The following is a 19,415-nucleotide window of genomic DNA, read 5'->3' on the forward strand; positions in this document are numbered from 1 at the left end:
CGCTTCCGTCCCGGTGAGGGCAAGGGTGGTCAGCGCATCGTCCAGCCGTGCTCTTCCTGTGCTGCGCCGGCTTCCTCTTCGCCAAGCCAGACGAGGCCGAACTGCCGGCCCCGTAGCCGGAAGATTCCCGCTGACCAGTCGGCAAGCTCCTCGTCGAGCTCGCCGGCGGAGATGATCCCGTCGTCGAGGTCGGGCAGCTGCTGGGCGGGATCGGTACAGGACAGAGCCCATTCGGGAAGCTCTTGCGGGTTGCCCCATCGCCTTCGCCGAAAGGGCCCTTCCCTCCACCACCAGGTCGTGACTCGGATCACGAGCACGCCGATCTGCTCGTCTCCGTCCATGACACGTGCGGCAGCACGGCGGTACGGGTCGAGCCGGGTATCGGGCGATGGCTCCGGCCGTCGACGTCTGAACACGCCTTCATTCTCGCTGTCGCACCCGGACCAGGCCGACCTCGGGCTCAGAACGCCTGATCACGCCGCAGCGCTTCCGGTGCCCCGGCCCCACGCTTGATCAGTCGTTGATCAGCTGCTGAAAGGTCTCGGAGAACTCACCGTTCTCGATCAGTCCGGCGATCACGCCGGTCGTGCTCCCGATGCCCGGATCCCTGACGATCAGGCCGTCCGAGGCCCAGAAGTACCGGCCCCCCAGGGCCTCGTCGGTTCCTGCCCAGGGTTTCATCAGGCGCTCGACCTCCGCGACGGTGAACACGGTCGCGGCCCGACGAGCTCCGTTCTTCGGAGCCACGAAGACGTCCACGTCGCAGACCTCGTCCAAGTCCTCACCGTCGCCGGGCAGGAACGACGTCTCGAAGTCCTGCGTGCGGACCCGGTACCAGGGCTCGTCCCACCCCCGCTCGACCGGCTCGGGCGGTGTGCTGTCACTCATCACGCGAGCGTCCCCGGCCGGGGTCATCGATCTCCACCGAGATCCGCTGCCGTGCTGCCGCTGCCCGCACTCAGAGCCGGCCTCCGTTGTCCGCGCGGTGTGCGGGGTCGGGCGCGCACAGCCAGCCGTTGACGGCGAAGCGGCTGTCCGCGTGGTCCCTCCCGGGGCACTCGACCGGCCGTACCTCGTGCCAGGCGGTGGGCAGGAAGAACACGATGCTGTCGTGCTCGGGCTCCCAGTCCCGCCAGGTCCGTTCCTCCCACGCCCCGGTCGTCCCGGTGTGCAGGGGCAGGGCGGCGTCGAAGACGCGCAGCTCGCCCCCGGTGAACGGCCGGGGCGTGCGATGCAGGTAGTACACGAACGTGAGCAGACGCCGAGGGGCGTGGTCGACGCTGGTGTCCTGGTGCGGCCGGTAGAAGTCCCCGTCGTTGTGCACGTTGAGGCCGTAACTGGCTTCGGTGTACCGGCAGTCGACGCCCAGCGTGTGCTCGACCGCCTCCCGGACGTCCTCGACGGCCGCGAGCAGCTCGGGCGCCTCGAAGTCCGGGCACGACCGGGACCGGCGCAGGTCGGGGTCCAGCTCCCGGTCCCGGATCAGGGAGGGCTTGAGGCGGTCCCCCGTGGAGGCGACGGCACGCTCCAGGAGGGCGCCGGACGTCCGCTCTCCGAGGAACCCGGTGATGCGGCAGACCGTGACCGGAAGCCGGAAGACCGCGTCCGTGGACACCTGCGAGGGACTCTCCGCCGTCATCGCCCCGCCTCTGCCGTGGCCGTGGCCGTGGCCGTGGCCGTGGCCACAGCGTCCCGCAGCCGGGACACCTCGGCCTCCAGTTCCGTCACATGGCGGTGGAGCGCCTGGACGCAGACCAGGGCCACGCCGAGGCCGTCGACGACCGGGATCCTGGTGTCGTCGCGGTTGAGGCCGAAGGCGGCGTGCCAGTCCTGGGCCATCGGTCCGAGGTGACGTACGTCCTCGGGCTCCCAGACGTAACGCCAGGTACCGATGGGCAGCGCGGCCACCGTCTCGAGGACCTGGTACCCGTTGACGGCACCGGCCGGGGCCACGGCGCCACCTTCCCGGACGTCGGCCCCACCACGGACCTCGGGACCCCGGTCGACCGCCCGGGAGCGCCGGGGGAAGATCCGCATCGTCACCGGCTCCAGTCGACCGGGACCACGTCCTGCTTGAGTCCGCGGTCGCTGCAGATGGAGCACGGGCCGGCCGGCACCCCGGGGCCCTGGTCGGTGCCGACGGTGATCGCCCCGTGGGCTCCGACCGGGGTGTGGACGCCGTCGCCCTGGAGCGCCGCCTCGTAGCCGCCGAGGAGCTCCTGGAGGGTTCCGGGACCCAGGTTCTCCGGGGCGGTGATCGCGGCCACGCCGTCGTAGTCGGTGTAGGCCGCCCCGAGCGTCCGGCCACCGATGGTGGCGAACACGACCTTCACGCCCCGGACGGGCTCCCCGGTGACGGCGTCGGAGGCGATCGCGTGGAGGTTCTCCAGTTGCATCTGGGTGACGTTCAGGGTGGCCTGGCTGGCCACGAGCCTGACCGGCTTCAGACTGGGGCATTCCGCGCCGCTGCACGGTGCGGGCGACGACGTGAGCGCGGCCGCGGGGACGGCGCCCCCCGCGCCCAGCGACGCCAGAGCGGCTGCCATCACCGCGACGGTCCTGCGACCGACAGAACTCATGTCCACTCCCCATCGACCCGCCACCCCCCGTGGGGCGGCACGGACGACCGTAGCCACACCCGTCCGGAGCGAACGTCCGATGAACGCGAGTGCGCACCATCTGATGAATCGTCGGCGGGGCCGTGACGAACACGGCCGATTCATACCGGCCAGCACAGGGCCGCGGACGCCCCCGGCTGTGAGCCGACCGGCGAAGCCGGTCGGAACGTCGACGTGCCGCAAGGACTGTGCCGACCGACCCGGCGTGCTCCCCAGCACCGCGCCGGAACACGAGGGCCGACCGTACGGGAACACGAGGACCCGACCGTAACCGGACGCTCAGGTGGCCGGATCAACCGCTCCCCGGCCAACTGAAGCGTTCCGTCACGCCGGGGCTCGCGGACCGTTCGGGGTACGGCTGCTACAGCTCGAACTCCAGGTGTTCCACGTCGGTGAAGCGGACCTCTTCCAGGGAGCCGGCGCGGCGGCCGCCGTCCTGGAAGTACACCTCCTTGAGCGCCTCGGCGGCGATCTCCTGGAGCTGGGCGTCGCCGGCGCCGGCCTCCTGGGCGTCGAAGAGGCGGGCGGCGTACTGCGGGGGCAGGGCGACGGTCAGGTGCCGGATGCGGTCCTGGTCCGTCGACCCGATCGGGGCGGTGTAGCCCATGCGGGCACGGGCGTCGATGACGATGCCACCGGTGCTCGCCGCTTTCGCTTTGGCCTTGGCCCGGATCTGCGGTTGCCAGCGCTTCTTCACCTCGCGCTCCAGCCGGGCGGCGAGGCCCGGGCGGGGCTTTTTGATCTGGTCCTTCACGTACCGCTCCACGGTGCGCTGGGAGATCCGCAGCATGTGGGCGGCCGCCTTGGTGCCGCCGAGCTGCTTGACCAGATAGCGCATCTGCGGGCCCGCGTTCTTGGGCGCCGGGCGCGTGAACGCCTTCTGCACCGCGGCGTCCAGGCCGTCCCCGAACAGGCTCATCGTGGCCCTCTCCTACTCTCCGTTGTCGGCGTCGGTGACGGTGCCGTCCTTGATGTACCGGGCCAGGTTGAGTTCCGGGGCGTCGAACCGCTCGCGGACCTCCTCGCCCCACAGGACGCTCTGCGTTCCTTCCCACTTCACGAGGCCGGGGTTGATGCCGAGCTTGAACCCGCCGGGCAGCGCCTTCCCCTCCCGGTAGGGCAGGAAGTCCAGCGGCGACCCGCCGTTGGCGGCGTAGACGACGCAGTCGGACAGGATCGCGATGGGGTACTGGCCGGTGAAGGCGGCATGCTTGACGATCTTGCGGTGGAGGTTGACGCGGGTGCGGGAGATGACCGCGGCGCGGATGTCCGGCCGCCAGATCGGGCGGGACAGGGCGCGCCACGGCTCGCCGGGCCGCCAGCCCTCACCACGCGGGCGCTCGCGCAGCTTGCCCAGGCCGCCCTTGACCGTCGCCTTGACCGCCGAGACGACGATCGCCAGTTCCGGGTCACGGCTCTTGTAGCCGTCCATCGCCTTGAGGAAGTCCTCCGGCGACAGGTCGGCGGCGACGCCGAGGTCGGCCATCGTGGCGAGGTAGGCGTCGCGCAACCGCTGGTACCAGCCGTCCAGGTACCGGCCGTTCTCGTACCGGACCCATGCCTCGGTCGGGCGCACCTCGTAGCCGAGTTCCACCGCGTAGGCCACGGTCGGCGTCGCGTACCAGGCCGGGCCCTCGGGACGCTCGCCCTTCGGCGTGAACGGGCTCGGCAGCAGGTCGCCGTCCAGCTCCACCCACTCCTTGCCGACCTTCACGCGGGACAGGTCGACGTGGGAGAGGTCGACCAGCCACGAGCCGGGCAGCTTCGGGTCGAAGACGGGGTTCGTGACGTGCGTCGCCTCGCCGAGGCCGACCGGCAGGCCGTTGGCACCGGCGGCGAAGGCCATGTTGACGTCGATGCCGACCAGGTGGCGCAAGGTGCACTCCGCGTCGGTCATCGGCCTCGCCCAGTCGTACGCCTCCTCGAACAGCTTCTCCGCCGGGCCACGTACGTGGAAGCGCGGCAGGTCTTTCAGGACGGGGTGACCGTCGGGGACCTCGCACGGCGGCCAGTTCGCCGGGTCGATGGCGTCCTTGCCCAGCGAGCCGGGGTTGTGCTCGGAGTGCCGCTTCCCCGTCGCGTCCGGCTCGGAGGCCCGGGTCGGCGGGTGCAGTGCGGTCATCAGCTCCAGGCCGGTCACGGCCGTGGAGCCGCGCGGCGTCATCACCCGCGAGGCGTACACGCCCAGGACGCGGGCGAGTTCCGCCGGCGGGAGCTGCCCGGCCTCGCCCCAGTGCCGGGTGTCCAGCGCGTGCCACGACGGGATGCACAGCTGCACGCAGGCCCGCTCCGAACCGGTCGCGGGGCGGTAGATCCGCGCCCACGGACCGAAGCCGCGCTTCGTCAGCTTCCACTCCGCGCGGACCAGTTGCTTGACGACCTTGTGGCCCTCCGGCAGACGCCCGGCGAGCCGCTCCTCCTCCGTGAGCGTCGTGGGCAGGCCGTAGCGCTCCAGCGCGGCCTCGGTGAGGACGAGCAGCGGGTCGGCGTCCTTGCCCGGGCCGGCGAGCTTCGGCTGACCGAGTTTCGCCTCGCGCAGCGTCCAGTCCACCAGGGCCGGCAGGGACTTGGCGGGCACGTCCAGGACCAGGCCGCCGGTGCAGTACGCCAGCACCTGCCCGGCCTCGACATCGACGACCGCCAGCGGACCGTTCTCGAACCTCGGATCGGTGCCGCCCGCCGGGGCCGCCTTCTTCGCACCCGGGCGGCGCGACGTCGACGACGGCCCGGTGGCGCGCGCCGGACGGGTCGCGGCGGCCGGAGCAGCGGCGACAGGGGCGGGGCTGGGCTGGTGGTTCTCGGTCGCAGTCATGGCCGCAGCCTCGGACGCCCCCCCTGGGGACGGGGTCCGCGCTTCCGCCGGTTCGGGTGGGGCGGTGAGCGTGGCCGGCACCGCGGCGTCGGGATCGGGCGCGGCCGTGTCGGCCGGGGCGGCGGGGTAGAGCTCCGCGAGCTTGTCCAGGAGCCGGGCGTAGGCGTCGCGCTCGGGCGGGCGGGGCTCGGTCTTGCCGGACTCCCAGCCGGACACCGTGGCCCGGCGCACCTTCAGCGCGGTGGCCACTTCGTCGATCGTCAGGCCGTGCGCGGCACGCAGCCGCTTGCGCTCCGCCGGGGGCGGCAGCGCGGCGCGGGACGCGAGCAGTGCGTCGACCGCGTCGAACAACTCGGACATGGAAACACCTCCTGAGCGACAGCCTACTCAGCGAACCGTACCTTTCGCGTACGAAACACGTACCTATCGCGTACGAAGTGGTGTGCAGAGCCTGCTGACATGGTTGCGGGCGCGCTCTCACCGAACGCGCGGAGGAGAAACGCGGTCCGGCCCGAGCCTCGAGTCCGACGCGATCGCGCGGCGAGCCGCACCTGGTCCTGCCCGACGACGTCGGACAGATCGGCGCCGCCCCTCCGCCCGCCGATGTCGATCCCGCCGCTCTCGGGGGTTCCTTCGGCGTGGACATCGCCACGATGCGGCCGCTCCCCCCGTCGATCAACAGCACGGTCACCATCGCCCGCCTCTTCCAGAAGCACGGGCATGACACCGAGGAGCCGACCGTCCGCGCGTTCCTCGATGCCGGGTCCTGCCCGCTCCACCGATCCCACGCCGGCCACAACACCGCGAACGGCCCCGAAGACGGTCCTCCGGCCTGGCGCGGTGCAGGAGCGGTGGTCGGTAACGGTCGTCCGGCGCGTACGGCGCGGGCCCGCAGGACCGTGGCGGCGCGTACGGCGTGGCGGCACCCACGGATCAATCCGATTGCCGTGCGGGCGGTGTTCTCACGCGTGTGGTGGCGCGGCGCGCAGTCCTTCGAGGAGCGTGGCCAGGTAGCGGTGTGCGGTGTCGATCCGGTCGGCGGGTGTGCCGCCGTGGACGTTGACGGCGTGGGCGATGCCGCACATGAGCGGGACGAGGTCGGCGGCGGCCAGGTCACGTCGGACCGCTCCGGCATCACGAGCCCGGTCGAGGAGTGCGGTGCCGACCGACCGAAGCGTCTCCTTGAGTTCCGTGGTGCGCGGCAGGGCGTCGGTGGCCGCCGCGGTGACCGGGGCGAGGGACGCGTCGGTGACCTGCGCTTCGACGGTGCGGAACAGGAAACCTTCGAGCGCGCGCCAGGGGTCGGTGCCGGTCAGAGCCTGCCGGCCGTGGCCGGCCAGGGCTTCCAGGCAGGGAGTGGCGACGGTCTCCAGGAGCGCCTCGGGGGTGGCGAAGTGCCGGTAGACGGTGCCGACTCCGAGTCCGGCGCGGCCGGCGACGTCGTTCAGCTGCAGGGGTGCGCCCTGGTCGACCAGGGCACGGGCGACCGCGACGATCCGGTCCCAGTTGCGGGCCGCGTCCTTGCGCAGGGGCATCGTCATGGGGGACATGCTAACCGGATTCTCCATCCGGATGATGCCGTCGCCGGCACCCGCACCTGGCGGGTCAGGTGAGGGCGAGAGGTGCGTACCGCTCACTGAGCCGGCGCACGTCCTGGGCGATGCGGGGGTCGGTCGCTGCGCGCAGCGGCGTCACCGGGTGCGCCTGGGCTCCGATGACGATGCCGGTCCGGCCCGCGAGGGCTCCGTCGGTGGCGGCGACGATCGAGGGCCGGGCAGCCACGGACGCCGGGCCCGAGGTGGAACGTTCGAACTTGCGGCGCACCAGCGGCCACAGCAGTCGCAGGGGCGGCGAGACGATCTTCGGGTCGGCCATGGTGCCGTCGGTCATGTCCGTCGCGGCGCCTCCCGGGTCGGCGGCGAAGACGGAGACGGCCGTGCCCTCCAGTCGGTTCGCCAGGTCGAGCGTGTAGACGAGGTTGGCGAGCTTGGCGCGGCCGTACCAGTGGAAGCCGTAGTAGCCGCCGGGCGGCTCGACGGCGTCGAAAGCCCTCTTCGCGAGCCCGACCGCGCCCGAGGTCACGTTCACGATCCTGCTCGGCGCCCCGTTTGTCAGCGTGGGCAGCAGCAGTTCCGTCAGCAGGTACGGCGAGAGGTGGTTGACGACGAACGACGCTTCGACGCCGTCCAGGGTCTGCCGCTGCGGGAACATCGCCCCGACGTTGTTGACCAGCACGGACAGCGGGTCGCCGGAGGCGGCGTGTTCGGCGGCGATCCGGTCGGCGAGCGCGCGCACCTGGTCGAGCGAGCCGAGGTCGGCGGGCAGGAACCGTCCGGGATGCGCGGGGTTCCTCGCGTTGATCCGGTCGACCGCCCGGGCACCGCGGTCGGCGTCGCGTCCGACCACGGTGACCGAGAACCCGGCGTCGGCCAGGCCCAGGGCCGTCTCCAGTCCGATGCCGGCCGTCCCCGCCGTGACCACAGCCGTCTTCACCATGTGCCCCTCCACCCAGATATTCGGATAGTTCATCCGCTTGTTCGGACGGTAGCACACAACCGGATGAACTATCCGGTTGGAGGTGTCGGCGGCGGGACGAGCGATGCCGGGTGCCGTGATGCCGCGCCGGTCCGAGCGCGCCGGGCGGCCGGGGCGCCCATCAGTCAGCCCTGGTGGTGGATGGGCTCGACACCATCGAGGGCGAACGCTGCTCGATGCGGCACCGGCCTACGGCACCACACCCGTCCTGGAGCCATCACCGCGCAGACGAGAGCAGGAGAACAGGGCCTGGGAGTCGGGCGGGCCGCCGAGCGCGGAGAGCACCCGTGCTCCGACCCGGTGGCGCAGATGCTCTCCGCCGCCCTCGTCTGCACCCAGGAGCACCAGGCCGTGCGCGACCGGCTCGGGGAGATCGGCCGCGGCTGACTCCGAGACGGGGAAGGGCCCGCACGACGTCAGGTCGTGCGGGCCCTCTTGCCGTGCGGGTGGGAGGCTGCTCCCCGCGGAACCTACAGGTCCAGGTTCTTCTGGTCGGTGATCAGCTTCCCGGCGATCTGCAGGTTGCCGTCGGAGTCGAGGATCCCGACGACCTTCCGCGTGCTGCCGTGGTGGGTGACGAAGTACACCTTGTCCGCCTCCTGGGAGGTGGAGTGATTGGAGTTCATCACGATCTCCACGCTGTTGGGGGAGATGACCGCGACGTTCTTGTCCTGGGAGTTCCCCCACGTCCGGTTCTCCACCAGCTTGACCCGGCCGTGGTACTCCCCGTCATCCCAGTTCGACGCAACTCCGAGGTCGAGCTCAGCCATGGTTCCCCCTTGGGGGCCGGCGGCCACGCTCCTGCCGGCGCGCGGCACGCGGCCGTGCGGACCGGCGGGGCGTGCCCGCGATGTCGAGTCGTGCCGGCCGGGATGATCCGACCCGCGTGAGGAGCGTAGGGAGGAGAGGCGTACGGAAAGAGGCATTCCGCAGATCATGACCGCTTTCCGTCCTGATGGCCAGATTCTTGTAGGAGTGACGGACGCGACCTCTCGGTTGCACGTCAGGGCTCCACCTGCACGGATACCGCCTCGTGGCAGTGGGACCACCACGATCCCTCACGTCCATGACAGTGCGCTCCACTCTGCCCGAGCGGTACGGGCGGTCGGCGGCGGTCCGGTCGCACATCCCGGCGGGTGGTCCTCGGGGCAATGCCTCAGGCTCGCAGCAGAGGGCGGTACTCGTCGTAGCCGTGATCGGCGACCAGCCGCAGTGGTCGGTGATGGTGCCGCATCACCGGTCGCCCGGCCCGCCGCTGGACAGCGGACCGCTGTCGAGTTCGCTCGTGCGGCAGGCCGCGTCTCAGGGCGCCGGGCCCCTTGCCCCGGGACGAGGCCGTCTTCGGGGGACGGGCGGGTTTCTCATCCGTCGACGGGAGCGGGGGCGAGGAGCGGAAGCTGCGTCCTCTTGCGCACGGCGTAGGCCGCGTACGCGTCACGGGTGCTGTCCAGTTCCGACACCTGGCTGACGGGAACGTCCCACCAGCTGTCGCTGCCGGGCGCGTGCACCAGCGGGTCGGTCTCGACGTGGATGACCACGGGGCCCGCGTCGTCAGGCAGTCGCTTGGCCCGGACGACGGCCTCCGCCAGCTCCGCGCGCGTACGGACCTCGATGACGCGCGCGCCGAGGCTGCGGGCGTTGGCGGCGAGGTCGGTCGGCAGCGGCGGCCCGTCGAGGCCACGGTCGGGCGTGCGGTAGCGGTAGCTGGTGCCGAACCGCTGCGAGCCGAGCGATTCCGACAGCGAACCGATGGAGTGGAAGCCGTGGTTCTGCACCAGGACGACGATGACCTTGAGACGTTCCTGGACCGCGGTGGCCAGTTCGGTCGGCATCATCAGGTAGCCGCCGTCGCCGACCAGCGCGAACACGTCGCGGGTGGGGTCCGAGAGCCGGACGCCGAGCGCCGCCGGGATCTCGTAGCCCATGCAGGAGTAGCCGTACTCGACGTGGTAGGCCTTGCGGTCCCGGACTCGCCACAGTTTGTGCAGGTCGCCGGGAATGGAGCCGGCCGCGCACAGCACCACGTCGCGCGGGTCGGACAGTTCGTTGAGGCAGCCGAGGACGGAGCCCTGCGTCAGCTTTCCGTCCGCGAGCCCGCCGGTGACCTCCTCCGGCGGGTCGCAGGCGGCCGCCGCCCGTCGCTCCCAGTCGATGACGAGCTCCGTCTGCCGCCGCAGGAAGGCGTCCGTCACCCGGTGACCGCGCAGCGCCCCGGTCAGCGCCGTGAGCGCCTCCCGCGCGTCGGCGACGACGGAGAGACCCGCGTGCTTGCCCGCGTCGAAGCCCGCGATGTTGATGTTGACGAAACGGACCCCCGGATGCTGGAAGGCGGTGCGCGAGGCGGTGGTGAAGTCGCTCCACCGGGTGCCGACGCCGATGACGACGTCTGCCTCCCGAGCGAGGGCGTTGGCGGCGGTGGTGCCCGTCGAGCCGACGGCGCCCACCAGGCGGGGGTGACCGTGCAGGAGCGCGCCCCTGCCCGCCTGGGTCTCGGCCACCGGGATGCCGGTCGCGTCGACGAAGGCGCGCAGCGCGTCCTCGGCTCCGGAATAGTGGACGCCGCCGCCGGCGACCAGCAGGGGGCGTTCGGCGCGGCGGACGGTCTCGGCGGCGGCGGCGACGCGCGCGGCCTCGGTGGGAGGCCTGACGATGTGCCAGCACCGCGAGGCGAACAACTCGGCCGGCCAGTCGTACGCTTCCGCCTGTACGTCCTGCGGCAGGCAGACGGTCGCCGCACCGGTTTCGACGGGGTCGGCGAGCACCCGCGCGGCGCCGAGGAGCGCCGTCGGCAGCTGCTCGGGCCGGTCGACCCGGTCGAAGAACTTCGACAGCGGGCGGAAGGCGTCGTTGACGGTGACGTCGGCGGCGTAGGGCTGTTCCAGTTCCTGCAGTACCGGTGCACTGACGCGGGTCGCGAAGGTGTCCGACGGCAGCAGCAGGACCGGGATGCGGTTGACGGTGGCCAGCGCCGCACCGGTGAGCATGTTCGTCGAACCGGGGCCGGTGGACGCAGTGCAGGCCCAGGTCGACAGCCGGTCCCGGTGGCGGGCGTAGGCGACGGCGGTGTGCACCATGGCCTGCTCGTTGCGGGCGAGGACGTACGGAAGGTCCGGCCGGCCGCCGGCCCGCCTTTCGTGTTGGAGCAGGGCTTGTCCGAGGCCGGCGACGTTGCCGTGCCCGAATATGCCGAGGACTCCGGCGAACATGCGGTGCCGTTCGCCGTCGCGCTCGGTCCACTGGTTGGCCAGGAACTCCACCGTCGCCTGGGCGACCGTCAGCCGGACGGTCCGGGGTTCGTGCGGACTCATGCGCCGGCTCCCTCGGGGGTGACGTTCCCCGGGCTGTCGGCGAGCGGCAGCCTCGGGTCGAAAGGCGTTCGGGACCAGGTGTCGCGGATCCACGCGTGGGCGGGGTCGTCGCAGATCAGCCAAGCCCGTTCGGGGCCGGGGCCCGCCATGACGTTGAGGTAGTACATGTGGGTGTCGGGGGCGGCGATCGCGGGTCCGTGCCATCCGTGGGGCACCAGTACCACGTCGCCGGCACGTACCTGGGCGAGCACGTCGATGGGCCGGTCCGGGTCCGAGGCCCGTACCCGCAGGTAGCCCGTCGGGTCGGTGGCCCGCGGGTCGGCCGGGGCGGTCTCGACGTAGTAGATCTCCTCCAGGCGGGTCTCCTCGCCCGGGTGCTCGGTGTCGTGCTTGTGCGGTGGCCAGGAGCTGAAGTTGCCGGCCGGGGTGACGACCTCGCAGACGATGATCGCGTCGGCGTCGAGTACTCCGGGCGTACCGAGGTTGCGCACCTCACGGGAGGCGTTGCCGGTGCCGCGGCGCTCCACGGGAGCCTCGTCCGCGGCCAGGTGCCGGAACGGGGGCCGCGCGGCGCCGCGGCCGAACACCCGTGCGCCGGCCACCGCCACCCGGGCCGGGCCGGCCGGGGCCGATACGGTGATCCGGAGTCCGGCCGCCGTGTACGCGATGTCGGTCGGCGCGGCGAACACGTCCCGGCGGCCTGCGAGCGGCGCCTGGTGGACACGGCCGTCGGCGTCCTCGGCGGTGACGTGGACGCTGCCCCTCAGGGGGACGACGACGTGCTCCCGGCCGTCGGCTCGCAGTCGGCGGGACTCCCCCGCCCCGAGGTGGGCGACGTGCAGGCTGGTGTGATGCCAGTGAGTCCCGTCGGGGGTGATCGCCACCTCCCAGCCGTCGGCACGGGCGGTGCCGCGGGGGCGTGTCCAGCGGGGGGCGGCGGGCTCCTGCGGTGCGGTGCTCATCGGCGGTTCCCGTGGACGAGGTCGGCGGCGATGTCGACGGCCTCGGCCACGTCGCCGCCCTGAGGGTAGAGCAGGGTGCGGCCGGCCACGAGGCCGCGCACGGTGGGCAGTGTCATGGCATCGCCCCACGCGGTGTAGGTGTCGTGCGGGTCGCCCTGCGGGTCGCCTCCGAGCAGGAGCGTGGGCAGGGTGGTGGCGTCCAGCACTCGTTCCAGGTCGGCGACGATCGGCAGCTTGAGCCAGGTGTAGGCGCTGGTGGCGCCGAGAGCGGTGGCGATCTGGATGGACTTCACCATGCTGGCGGGGTCGAGCAGGTTGCGTACGCCTCCGGCGTCGCGCACCGACAGGAAGGGTTCCACCATCGCCATCAGGCCGTGTTCGGCGAGGCCGGTGACGGCGGCAGCGGTCGCCTCCAGGGTGGCGGCGGTCCCGGGGTCGTCGAGGCAGATCCGGGTCAACGCCTTGCCGCCGTCCAGGCCCTGGGTGGCGATGGCCCGCGGAGTGTACGCGGTGAACCGGTCGTCGAGTTCGAAGACCGCGCCCTGCAGGCCTCCGCGGTTCATCGAGCCGATGACGTTCCGGTCTTCGAGCGCGCCCATCAGCAGCAGGTCGTCGAGCAGGTCGGGGGTGCCGAGCACGCCGTCGACCCCGGGGCGGGAGAGTGCCGTGGCCACTCGGTCCAGCAGTTCGGTCCGGCTGGCCATGGCGCCGTCGTCGCCGCGGACGCCGAGCGCGCCGCGGGCCGGGTGGTCGGCGGCGATGATCAGAAGCCGGCCGTCCTCTCCGGCCAGTGGGCGGCGGGAGCGTTTCTGCCAGGCGTGGGCGATGAGTCCGGGCTCACGGGCCCGGAGGGCGGTGATCTCGGCGGCGTGCATCATGCGGTCCCTTCGGCGTGGTCCGGCTGCCGGGAGGCCAGGGCCGCCTCCACCTCGGCGGTGGTGGGCATGGCGGTGGAGCAGGCGAGGCGTGCGGCGACGAGTGCGCCGGCGGCGCCGGCGAAGGTGATGGTCCGGGTGAGGTCCCAGCCGCTGAGCAGGCCGTGGACGAGTGCGCCGCCGAACGCGTCGCCGGCGCCCAGGCCGTTGACGACCTCGACGGGGTGCGCCGGTACCTCGACCCGTTCGTCGCGGGTGGCGGCGAGCACCCCCTCGGGGCCCTGTTTGACGACGGCGAGGTCGAGCCCGCGTGCGAGAAGGGCGTCGGCGGCGCGGTGCGGGTCGCTCTCCCCGACAGCGATCCGGCACTCCTCCCGGTTGCCGACGGCCACGGTGCTGTGTTCCAGGGCGTGACCGATCTGTCGGCCGGCTTCCTGGGGGGAGGTCCAGAACGTCGGGCGGTAGTCGAGGTCGAGGACGGTGTGCGGGCGGCGGGCCCGGGCCTGCCATGCGGCGATGTGGGCGGTGCGGCTGGGCTCGGCCGAGAGGCCGGTGGCGGTCGTCCAGAGCACGCGCGCGTCGCGTATGTCGGCCAGCGGCAGGTCGCCGGGCTCGATCATCAGGTCGGGGGCGGTGGGGTAGCGGTAGAAGTACAGAGGGAAGTCGTCGGGCGGGAAGATCTCGCAGAAGGTGACCGGTGTGGGCGGCCCGTCCGGCGCGGTCAGGGGCCGGATGTGGGTGGGGTCGACGCCGAGCCGCGCGGCTTCCTGTCGTACGTAGCGGCCGAAGGGGTCGCGTCCGACGCGGGTGACGAGGGCGGTGGCGTGGCCGTGGCGGGCGGCGGCGACCGCGACGTTGGTCGCGCTGCCGCCGAGGAACTTCTCGAACGTGCGCACGCGGTCGAGGCCGACGCCGTGGTCGAGCGGGTAGATATCGACTCCGGTGCGCCCGATGGCGATCAGGTCGTGGGCCATCGGTTCATGCCCCTGCGGGGTGCGAGGGGCCCGTGGCGGCTTCGGCGAAGGACAGGAGTCGTTCCAGAGAGGCCTTCGCGTCGTTCAGCGGGTCGTGGGCGCCGTCCTGTCCGGGCGGGGCGGGGAGGACGGTGTCCTGCTCCAGCACGTACCAGCCGGAGTAGCCGTGCGACTCGAGTACGCGGACGATCGCGGCGATGTCGACGTCACCGGCGCCCAGAGGCGCGTACATGCCCTCGGCGACGCCCTGCGTGTAGGTGAGCTCTCCGGATCGGACCTGGTCGGCGAGGTGTCGGCGTACGTCCTTCAGGTGGACGTGGGCGATGCGGTCGGGTGCACGGGCGGCCAGGGCGACCGGATCGCCGCCGCCGATGAGGTAGTGCCCGGTGTCCAGACAGAGGGCGATGCGGCAGCCGTCGAGGACGCGCCGGGTCTCTTCGGCCGTCTCGACCAGGGTGCCGACGTGCGGGTGGAGGGCGGCGGTGAGACCGGCCTCGGCGGCCGCCTCGTCGATCCGGTCGAGGTTGGCCAGCAGGGTGCTCCAGCCGTCGGCGTCCGGCGCGGGGCGGTCGTCGTAGCCGTCGCCGCCGCCGACGGCCGCGACGACGACCGTGGTCGCGCCCGCCACGAGCAGGTCCGCCATCGCGGTCTCCACCCGGGGCAGCGGATCGTGGTCGGGGTCGTGCAGGACGACGGGCACGAACTGGCCCACCGCCCGCAACCCGTACGCGGAGAGGATCTCGGCCTTGGCCGCGGGAGCGTCGGGCAGGAAACCGTCGGGGCCGAACTCCGTGGCGGCCAGGCCGATGTCACGCATCTGGCGCAGCACCACGTCCGGTGCCAGCTGATGGCCCCAGCCGGGGACCTCGCACACGCCCCAGGAGATCGGTGCGCCGGCGATGCGCCTGACGAGGGGCGCGTCGGCGCCGGGCGGCGTAATACGCATACCAAGTCCTTCTTCCGGTGGTCGTGGGGTGCGGGCCTGGCGCCCGGTCGTCTGCAGACGAGCCTGCCCTTCCCGGTGATACCTGTCAACAGTATGTCAGGACATTATGTTGTCCTGTACTTACGGGAGTTGTGGTGCAGTCCGAGCCGCCGGCCTCAGCACCGTCACCAGGCGTCTGGACTCCGCCGCGCGCGGGACGCGCCGGCCGCGGGCGCTCCGGCCGGGATGCCGTGGCCGACCGTCCGCGTGCTCACCGTCATGCGTGCTCGCCGTCCCGCATACTCATCGTCCTGCTCGTCCGCCTCGTGTACGAGCGACGCGTCGGCCGGCCCGTCGGCTGTCGGCATAGATCGGCGTAGATCGGCGCTGCCGGTTCATCGGCGTGTCACGCCGTCAGAAACGCGAAGAGGGGGCCGCGCGGTCCGCGCGGCCCCCTCCCCCGCACCCCGTCCGCTCCCCGGCTTCGGAGGGGCTCGGTGAGCAGTGCGCGAAACGCGCCCCGTGTCCGGTTCCGGCCGCCTGTGCCGGCGGACAGCACCGGGCAGGTGGCCGGAGGACGGTCGGCTCCGGCCCGGCGGGCCGGGAAGCGGTCACGGCCGCCGGGACCGCTCCACCAGGATGTGTTCGACCAGGTCCGCGACTGCGCCCTGGGCGCACCCGCCGACCACCAGGTCGGCGGCGCGGCGCACCTGCTCGTGACCGTCGCCGACCGCCGCGCCGAGGGCCGCGGCGCGCACCATGCCGGTGTCGTTGGGGTTGTCGCCGATCGCGGCCACGCGCGCCATCGGGACTCCGCAGTGCCGCGCGAGGTGGCGCAGCGCGGCTTCCTTGCCCGCTCCGATGGGGAGGATCTCCAGGTAGGTGTCCTCGGACTGCACCAGCGTGGCGTCGGGACAGTGCCGCGCGGCCAGCCGTACCAGAGGGTCGAGACCCGGCCGGTCGGCGAAGAGCATGACCTTCGTGGGCGCCCCCTCCGGCGGGTCCGCCAACAGCTTGATGCGGTCGCGTGCGGCGTAGGCCACGAGTACAGGAGCGGGGCGCAGCACGTAGGCGTCCTCTCCGAGGAAGGCGACCGCTCCCGTGCCGGCGGGAAGGGCGGGGAGCAGCTCGTCGCGCACCGTCGGCCAGAACGCGCCCAGGTTCAGGTCGAGCAGCCGCTCGCCGGTGCGCGGGTCGACGACGCGCGCACCGTTGTAGACGATCATCGGCGTGGTCAGACCGAGTTCGCGGTGGTAGCGGCCCGCGGAGACTTCGTTGCGGCCGGTGGCGATGACGACGGTGCCGCCGAGGTCCTGGTAGCGGCGCAGGGCCTGGGCGCTGCGCCGGACGATGCGCAGCCGACGGTCCACCAGGGTGCCGTCGAGGTCGGTGACGAGCCACTGGTAGCGCAGGCCGAGGCCGGGCGCGGTGGCGGGCGCCGGGCTCGGCGCGGTGGGGTCGGCGCTCATCGGGCCCTCCTGGCGGGGAGCCCGGACTCGTACCAGTCGACGAACTCCTCGGCGGCCGGCACCGGGCCTGCGCGGTGGGCGAGGTAGCCGGGCTGGTCCCAGCCCCCGGCGCCGGCGAACGGCCGGTACACCGCGCCCGCGCCGCGTACCAGTACCTGCGCGGCACACACGTCCCAGGCGTTGACGGAGGTGCCGAGCGCGACGTCGCACCATCCGGCGGCCACGTGGGCCAGGGTCAGCGCGGCGCTCCCGGTGCGGCGCACGGTGCCGTACCGGGCGACGAGTTCCCCGAAGCGCGGCAGGGTCTGAGGGTCGTTCCGGGCCAGCTCGCGGCTGTTGGGGAAGCTGGTGATGAGCAGGCCCTGGGCCTCGTCCCGTACGCCGGTGGGGCGCAACCGCTCGCCGCCGAGGTAGCCGCCGCGGGTGTCGGCGGTGAAGACGTGGCCGGTCACCGGGTCGACGATCACGCCCGCTACGGGTTCGCCGTCGACGGTCGCGCCGATGGACGTACAGAAGAAGGCCAGGCCGCGGGCGAAGTTGGCGGTGCCGTCGATGGGATCGACGTACCAGGCGACCCGTCCGCCGCCCTTCCGCCGGCCGCCTTCCTCGCCCACGACGGTGCTGTCCGGCACCCGTTCGAGCAACAGTTCGCGAATGCGCTCCTCGGCGCGCTTGTCGTGCACGGTGACCGGGTCGTGTTCGTCCCGTTTGAAGTCCACGTCCATCGCGCCGCGGAATGCCGTCAGCAGGTCGGGCGCGACGGCGAGCGCCGCCTCCTCGGCGACCTCCCGCAACCGGGCCGCCAGGTCGTCGAGTTCACTCATGCTGTGGCCGCCTCCTCGGGTCGTGTGCCGGAAGCTCCGTCGGGTCGGCGGCGTCCGGTTCGGTTGCCGGCGGACCGCACCGGTGCGTCGCCGTGGTGCGGGAGCGGAGCCCTCGGGGAGACGGGCGGGCGCCACGGGGGGATCCTCACGCCCGTGGTCGGCGTTCGGGAGGCGGTGCTCATCGGTCCGCGCAGGACACGGTGCTGATCAGCAGTCGGCGCAACTCATGGGGATCGCCCACCACCCTGTCCGGTTCGGCCTGGACGACGTACGGCCGGTCGTAGGTGCCGCGGGCCTCCATGAGGATGGCCGCCCCCACTCCGGCGCGGCGGCCGCACAGCACGTCCCGGTCGTAGTTGTCCCCCACGTACCAGCATGCGGCCGGATCCGTCGCCAGCGCGCGGGCGGCGATGCGGATCAGTTCGGGGTTGGGTTTGCGGACGGCGACCTCGTCGCTGTAGACCTGCACGGCCACCCGCTTGTCGAGGCTGTGCGCGGACATGTACTCGCGGTGCACGGACCCGGCCAGCGCGTTGGAGACGATGCCGACCTTGATGCCGTGTTCGTCGCAGGTGTCGAGCAGTGCGTCGATGCCGGGCCGGGTGGTGCGGTCCTGCTTCAGCTGGCCGAGCCGGTGGCACAGCGGCTGGGCGTGGGCCGTGACCCAGGCCAGCGCGGAGTCGGGCCAGTCGGCGGCGACGAATTCGGTCCAGAAGCGCCGGTGCGTCATCTCGCGTGGTGCGGACGGCCGGCTCATGGCGTTCTTCCAGTGCGAGTCGGCGGTGGAGCCGGCCTTCAGGTCGGCTTCGATGTGCTCGGCGGTCAGGTCGTGGCAGCCGGCCGCGGTCAGCGCGGCGTGCAGTTCGGCGGCCATCTCCCGGGACCATGAGGTTCGGCCGGCGGTGGTCACGACCACTCCGCCGAAGTCCAGCAGGAGGGTCTCGGGGCGGGTCAGCTGGTCCATGTGGCGGCGTTCTCCTCGTTCTCCTCGGCCTGTGCGGGTGCCGGTACGGCAGCCGCGGCTTCGGGCAGCCGATCGCCCTCCTCGTCGAACAGGTGCAGGTCGGCCGGGCGGACGGCGCAGCGCACGGTGGCGCCCGGTGCGGCGTCCACCTTGCCGTACGCCAGGAGGTACAGCTCGGTGCTCACGGCTGTGACCAGCACCGTCGTGCTGGAGCCCGTGGGCAGTGCGGCCTTGACGACCGCTTCGAAGACGAAGTCCGCCTCCGTCGCCTGTTCGGTGTCGGCGAGCAGGCGCAGCGCCTCCGGCCGTACGCCGATGGTGGCCGGCCGGCCGGCCGGGCCGGGACGTTCGTCCTCCACCCGTTCGCGCACGGCCCCGGTGAAGGCGTCGCCGCCCACGTCGAAGAGGTTCATCGGCGGGCTGCCGACGAAGCGGGCCACGAAGGTGTTGGCCGGGCGGGAGTAGACGTCCATGGGCGGGGCCATCTGTTGCACGACCCCCTTCTCCATGACCACGACGTGGGTGGCCATGGTCATCGCCTCCAGCTGGTCGTGGGTGACGAAGACGATGGTGTGGCCCGTCTCGTCGTGGATGCGCTTCAGCTCGGCACGCATGTCGAGACGCAGCTGGGCGTCGAGGTTGGACAGCGGTTCGTCGAGCAGGAGCACCTCGGGGCTGACGGCGAGCATGCGGGCGAGGGAGACGCGTTGTTGCTGTCCGCCGGACAGCTCCGCGGGGTAACGGTCGGCGGCCCATTCGATCTGCATCATCTTCAGAGCGGCGAGGGCGCGTTCGGTCCGTTCCGCCTGTCTGGTCTTCCGCACCTTCAGGCCGAACTCGACGTTCTTGGCCACCGTCAGGTGCGGCCACAGCGCGTAGTTCTGGAAGACCAGGCCCATCCCGCGTTTCTCGGGCGGTACGAAGAGGCCGTCGCGGATGGAGTCCATGATCCGGCCGCCGACGGTGATGCTGCCGTCGTCGAGCGTCTCCAGCCCCGAGATCATGCGCAGGGTGGTGGTCTTTCCGCAGCCGGAGGGACCGAGCAGGCAGGTGAACGAGCCGGAGGGGATCTCCAGGTTCAGGTTGTCCACGGCGGGCGGGCCGGAGCCGTAGCTCTTGCGCACCGACGTGAGCGTGATGGTCGGCATG

General features: G+C 72.3%; 20 protein-coding genes. 1 reads left to right on the forward strand and 19 read right to left on the reverse strand.

What is annotated here, in order from left to right:
• Positions 1–29: 29 nt before the first annotated feature.
• The 9 genes from IE180_RS06765 to IE180_RS06805 form a co-directional block, all read right to left on the reverse strand.
• The gene (locus IE180_RS06765) at positions 30–341 is read right to left on the reverse strand and encodes a hypothetical protein (protein WP_190155857.1); all 312 of its coding nucleotides are present in this window, start codon (positions 339–341) and stop codon (positions 30–32) included.
• 172 nt (positions 342–513) lie between these two features.
• Positions 514–888: a hypothetical protein gene (locus IE180_RS06770; RefSeq protein ID WP_190155858.1), complete on the reverse strand. Its 375-nt coding sequence runs from the start codon at positions 886–888 to the stop codon at positions 514–516.
• Positions 889–958: 70 nt separating this feature from the next.
• A complete protein-coding gene (locus IE180_RS06775; protein ID WP_190155859.1) occupies positions 959–1,639 on the reverse strand; it encodes a 2OG-Fe(II) oxygenase in 681 nt (226 codons plus the stop codon).
• Complete coding sequence (locus IE180_RS06780; protein WP_190156333.1) at positions 1,636–2,037, reverse strand: tail fiber domain-containing protein; 402 nt, start codon at positions 2,035–2,037, stop codon at positions 1,636–1,638. The genes IE180_RS06775 and IE180_RS06780 overlap by 4 nt, the downstream gene beginning before the upstream one ends.
• Positions 2,038–2,039: 2 nt before the next feature.
• Positions 2,040–2,579: a hypothetical protein gene (locus IE180_RS06785; RefSeq protein ID WP_190155860.1), complete on the reverse strand. Its 540-nt coding sequence runs from the start codon at positions 2,577–2,579 to the stop codon at positions 2,040–2,042.
• Positions 2,580–2,979: 400 nt separating this feature from the next.
• Positions 2,980–3,537, reverse strand: a complete 558-nt coding sequence (gene tpg, locus IE180_RS06790; RefSeq protein WP_190155861.1) for a telomere-protecting terminal protein Tpg — start codon at positions 3,535–3,537, stop codon at positions 2,980–2,982.
• A 12-nt stretch (positions 3,538–3,549) separates the two neighbouring features.
• Positions 3,550–5,790, reverse strand: a complete 2,241-nt coding sequence (gene tap / locus IE180_RS06795; RefSeq protein ID WP_190155862.1) for a telomere-associated protein Tap — start codon at positions 5,788–5,790, stop codon at positions 3,550–3,552.
• Positions 5,791–6,392: 602 nt separating this feature from the next.
• Positions 6,393–6,971: a TetR/AcrR family transcriptional regulator gene (locus tag IE180_RS06800; RefSeq protein ID WP_190155863.1), complete on the reverse strand. Its 579-nt coding sequence runs from the start codon at positions 6,969–6,971 to the stop codon at positions 6,393–6,395.
• Positions 6,972–7,035: 64 nt separating this feature from the next.
• Complete coding sequence (locus IE180_RS06805; RefSeq protein ID WP_190155864.1) at positions 7,036–7,926, reverse strand: SDR family NAD(P)-dependent oxidoreductase; 891 nt, start codon at positions 7,924–7,926, stop codon at positions 7,036–7,038.
• A 180-nt stretch (positions 7,927–8,106) separates the two neighbouring features.
• On the opposite strand from IE180_RS06805, the gene IE180_RS06810 reads away from it, so the two are divergent.
• A complete protein-coding gene (locus IE180_RS06810) occupies positions 8,107–8,352 on the forward strand; it encodes a hypothetical protein (RefSeq protein ID WP_190155865.1) in 246 nt (81 codons plus the stop codon).
• An 83-nt stretch (positions 8,353–8,435) separates the two neighbouring features.
• Here IE180_RS06810 and IE180_RS06815 read toward each other — a convergent pair whose 3' ends face one another.
• The 10 genes from IE180_RS06815 to IE180_RS06860 all read right to left on the reverse strand — a co-directional run bounded on the left by IE180_RS06815 (position 8,436) and on the right by IE180_RS06860 (position 19,414).
• Entirely contained in the window at positions 8,436–8,735 is a 300-nt protein-coding gene (locus IE180_RS06815) for a DUF6342 family protein (protein ID WP_190155866.1), read from the reverse strand.
• A gap of 591 nt (positions 8,736–9,326) precedes the next feature.
• Positions 9,327–11,273: a 3D-(3,5/4)-trihydroxycyclohexane-1,2-dione acylhydrolase (decyclizing) gene (iolD, locus tag IE180_RS06820; protein WP_190155867.1), complete on the reverse strand. Its 1,947-nt coding sequence runs from the start codon at positions 11,271–11,273 to the stop codon at positions 9,327–9,329.
• Positions 11,270–12,235: a 5-deoxy-glucuronate isomerase gene (gene iolB, locus IE180_RS06825; protein ID WP_190155868.1), complete on the reverse strand. Its 966-nt coding sequence runs from the start codon at positions 12,233–12,235 to the stop codon at positions 11,270–11,272. Before iolB ends, iolD begins: the two co-directional genes overlap by 4 nt.
• Positions 12,232–13,110 (reverse strand): Cgl0159 family (beta/alpha)8-fold protein, encoded by an 879-nt coding sequence (locus IE180_RS06830; RefSeq protein ID WP_190156334.1) that lies wholly within the window; start codon positions 13,108–13,110, stop codon positions 12,232–12,234. The genes iolB and IE180_RS06830 overlap by 4 nt, the downstream gene beginning before the upstream one ends.
• Positions 13,110–14,084: a 5-dehydro-2-deoxygluconokinase gene (gene iolC, locus IE180_RS06835; RefSeq protein WP_190155869.1), complete on the reverse strand. Its 975-nt coding sequence runs from the start codon at positions 14,082–14,084 to the stop codon at positions 13,110–13,112. Before iolC ends, IE180_RS06830 begins: the two co-directional genes overlap by 1 nt.
• Positions 14,085–14,088: 4 nt before the next feature.
• Entirely contained in the window at positions 14,089–15,030 is a 942-nt protein-coding gene (locus IE180_RS06840) for a TIM barrel protein (protein WP_190155870.1), read from the reverse strand.
• Between the two features lie 590 nt (positions 15,031–15,620).
• Positions 15,621–16,478, reverse strand: coding sequence for an HAD hydrolase family protein (locus tag IE180_RS06845; protein WP_190155871.1), 858 nt, complete (start codon positions 16,476–16,478; stop codon positions 15,621–15,623).
• Positions 16,475–17,302 (reverse strand): inositol monophosphatase family protein, encoded by an 828-nt coding sequence (locus tag IE180_RS06850; RefSeq protein ID WP_190155872.1) that lies wholly within the window; start codon positions 17,300–17,302, stop codon positions 16,475–16,477. The genes IE180_RS06845 and IE180_RS06850 overlap by 4 nt, the downstream gene beginning before the upstream one ends.
• A gap of 178 nt (positions 17,303–17,480) precedes the next feature.
• Complete coding sequence (locus IE180_RS06855; protein ID WP_190155873.1) at positions 17,481–18,266, reverse strand: HAD family hydrolase; 786 nt, start codon at positions 18,264–18,266, stop codon at positions 17,481–17,483.
• Positions 18,254–19,414 carry an ABC transporter ATP-binding protein gene (locus tag IE180_RS06860; protein WP_190155874.1) on the reverse strand — a complete coding sequence of 387 codons (1,161 nt, stop codon included), beginning with the start codon at positions 19,412–19,414 and terminating at the stop codon, positions 18,254–18,256. Before IE180_RS06860 ends, IE180_RS06855 begins: the two co-directional genes overlap by 13 nt.
• Position 19,415 lies beyond the last annotated feature (1 nt).

Source organism: Streptomyces litmocidini (assembly GCF_014649755.1).
Lineage (GTDB): Bacteria > Actinomycetota > Actinomycetes > Streptomycetales > Streptomycetaceae > Streptomyces > Streptomyces litmocidini.

Coding starts and splice junctions, on each gene's coding strand:
- IE180_RS06775 (WP_190155859.1), bottom strand. CDS start 1,639: ATGACGGCGGAGAGTCCCTCGCAGGTGTCCACGGACGCGGTCTTCCGG.
- IE180_RS06860 (WP_190155874.1), bottom strand. CDS start 19,414: ATGCCGACCATCACGCTCACGTCGGTGCGCAAGAGCTACGGCTCCGGC.
- IE180_RS06845 (WP_190155871.1), bottom strand. CDS start 16,478: ATGAGCGCCGACCCCACCGCGCCGAGCCCGGCGCCCGCCACCGCGCCC.
- IE180_RS06855 (WP_190155873.1), bottom strand. CDS start 18,266: ATGGACCAGCTGACCCGCCCCGAGACCCTCCTGCTGGACTTCGGCGGA.
- IE180_RS06780 (WP_190156333.1), bottom strand. CDS start 2,037: ATGCGGATCTTCCCCCGGCGCTCCCGGGCGGTCGACCGGGGTCCCGAG.
- IE180_RS06850 (WP_190155872.1), bottom strand. CDS start 17,302: ATGAGTGAACTCGACGACCTGGCGGCCCGGTTGCGGGAGGTCGCCGAG.
- IE180_RS06770 (WP_190155858.1), bottom strand. CDS start 888: ATGAGTGACAGCACACCGCCCGAGCCGGTCGAGCGGGGGTGGGACGAG.
- iolC (WP_190155869.1), bottom strand. CDS start 14,084: ATGGCCCACGACCTGATCGCCATCGGGCGCACCGGAGTCGATATCTAC.
- IE180_RS06800 (WP_190155863.1), bottom strand. CDS start 6,971: ATGACGATGCCCCTGCGCAAGGACGCGGCCCGCAACTGGGACCGGATC.
- IE180_RS06765 (WP_190155857.1), bottom strand. CDS start 341: ATGGACGGAGACGAGCAGATCGGCGTGCTCGTGATCCGAGTCACGACC.
- IE180_RS06815 (WP_190155866.1), bottom strand. CDS start 8,735: ATGGCTGAGCTCGACCTCGGAGTTGCGTCGAACTGGGATGACGGGGAG.
- tpg (WP_190155861.1), bottom strand. CDS start 3,537: ATGAGCCTGTTCGGGGACGGCCTGGACGCCGCGGTGCAGAAGGCGTTC.
- iolB (WP_190155868.1), bottom strand. CDS start 12,235: ATGAGCACCGCACCGCAGGAGCCCGCCGCCCCCCGCTGGACACGCCCC.
- iolD (WP_190155867.1), bottom strand. CDS start 11,273: ATGAGTCCGCACGAACCCCGGACCGTCCGGCTGACGGTCGCCCAGGCG.
- IE180_RS06810 (WP_190155865.1), top strand. CDS start 8,107: ATGGGCTCGACACCATCGAGGGCGAACGCTGCTCGATGCGGCACCGGC.
- tap (WP_190155862.1), bottom strand. CDS start 5,790: ATGTCCGAGTTGTTCGACGCGGTCGACGCACTGCTCGCGTCCCGCGCC.
- IE180_RS06785 (WP_190155860.1), bottom strand. CDS start 2,579: ATGAGTTCTGTCGGTCGCAGGACCGTCGCGGTGATGGCAGCCGCTCTG.
- IE180_RS06840 (WP_190155870.1), bottom strand. CDS start 15,030: ATGCGTATTACGCCGCCCGGCGCCGACGCGCCCCTCGTCAGGCGCATC.
- IE180_RS06830 (WP_190156334.1), bottom strand. CDS start 13,110: ATGCACGCCGCCGAGATCACCGCCCTCCGGGCCCGTGAGCCCGGACTC.
- IE180_RS06805 (WP_190155864.1), bottom strand. CDS start 7,926: ATGGTGAAGACGGCTGTGGTCACGGCGGGGACGGCCGGCATCGGACTG.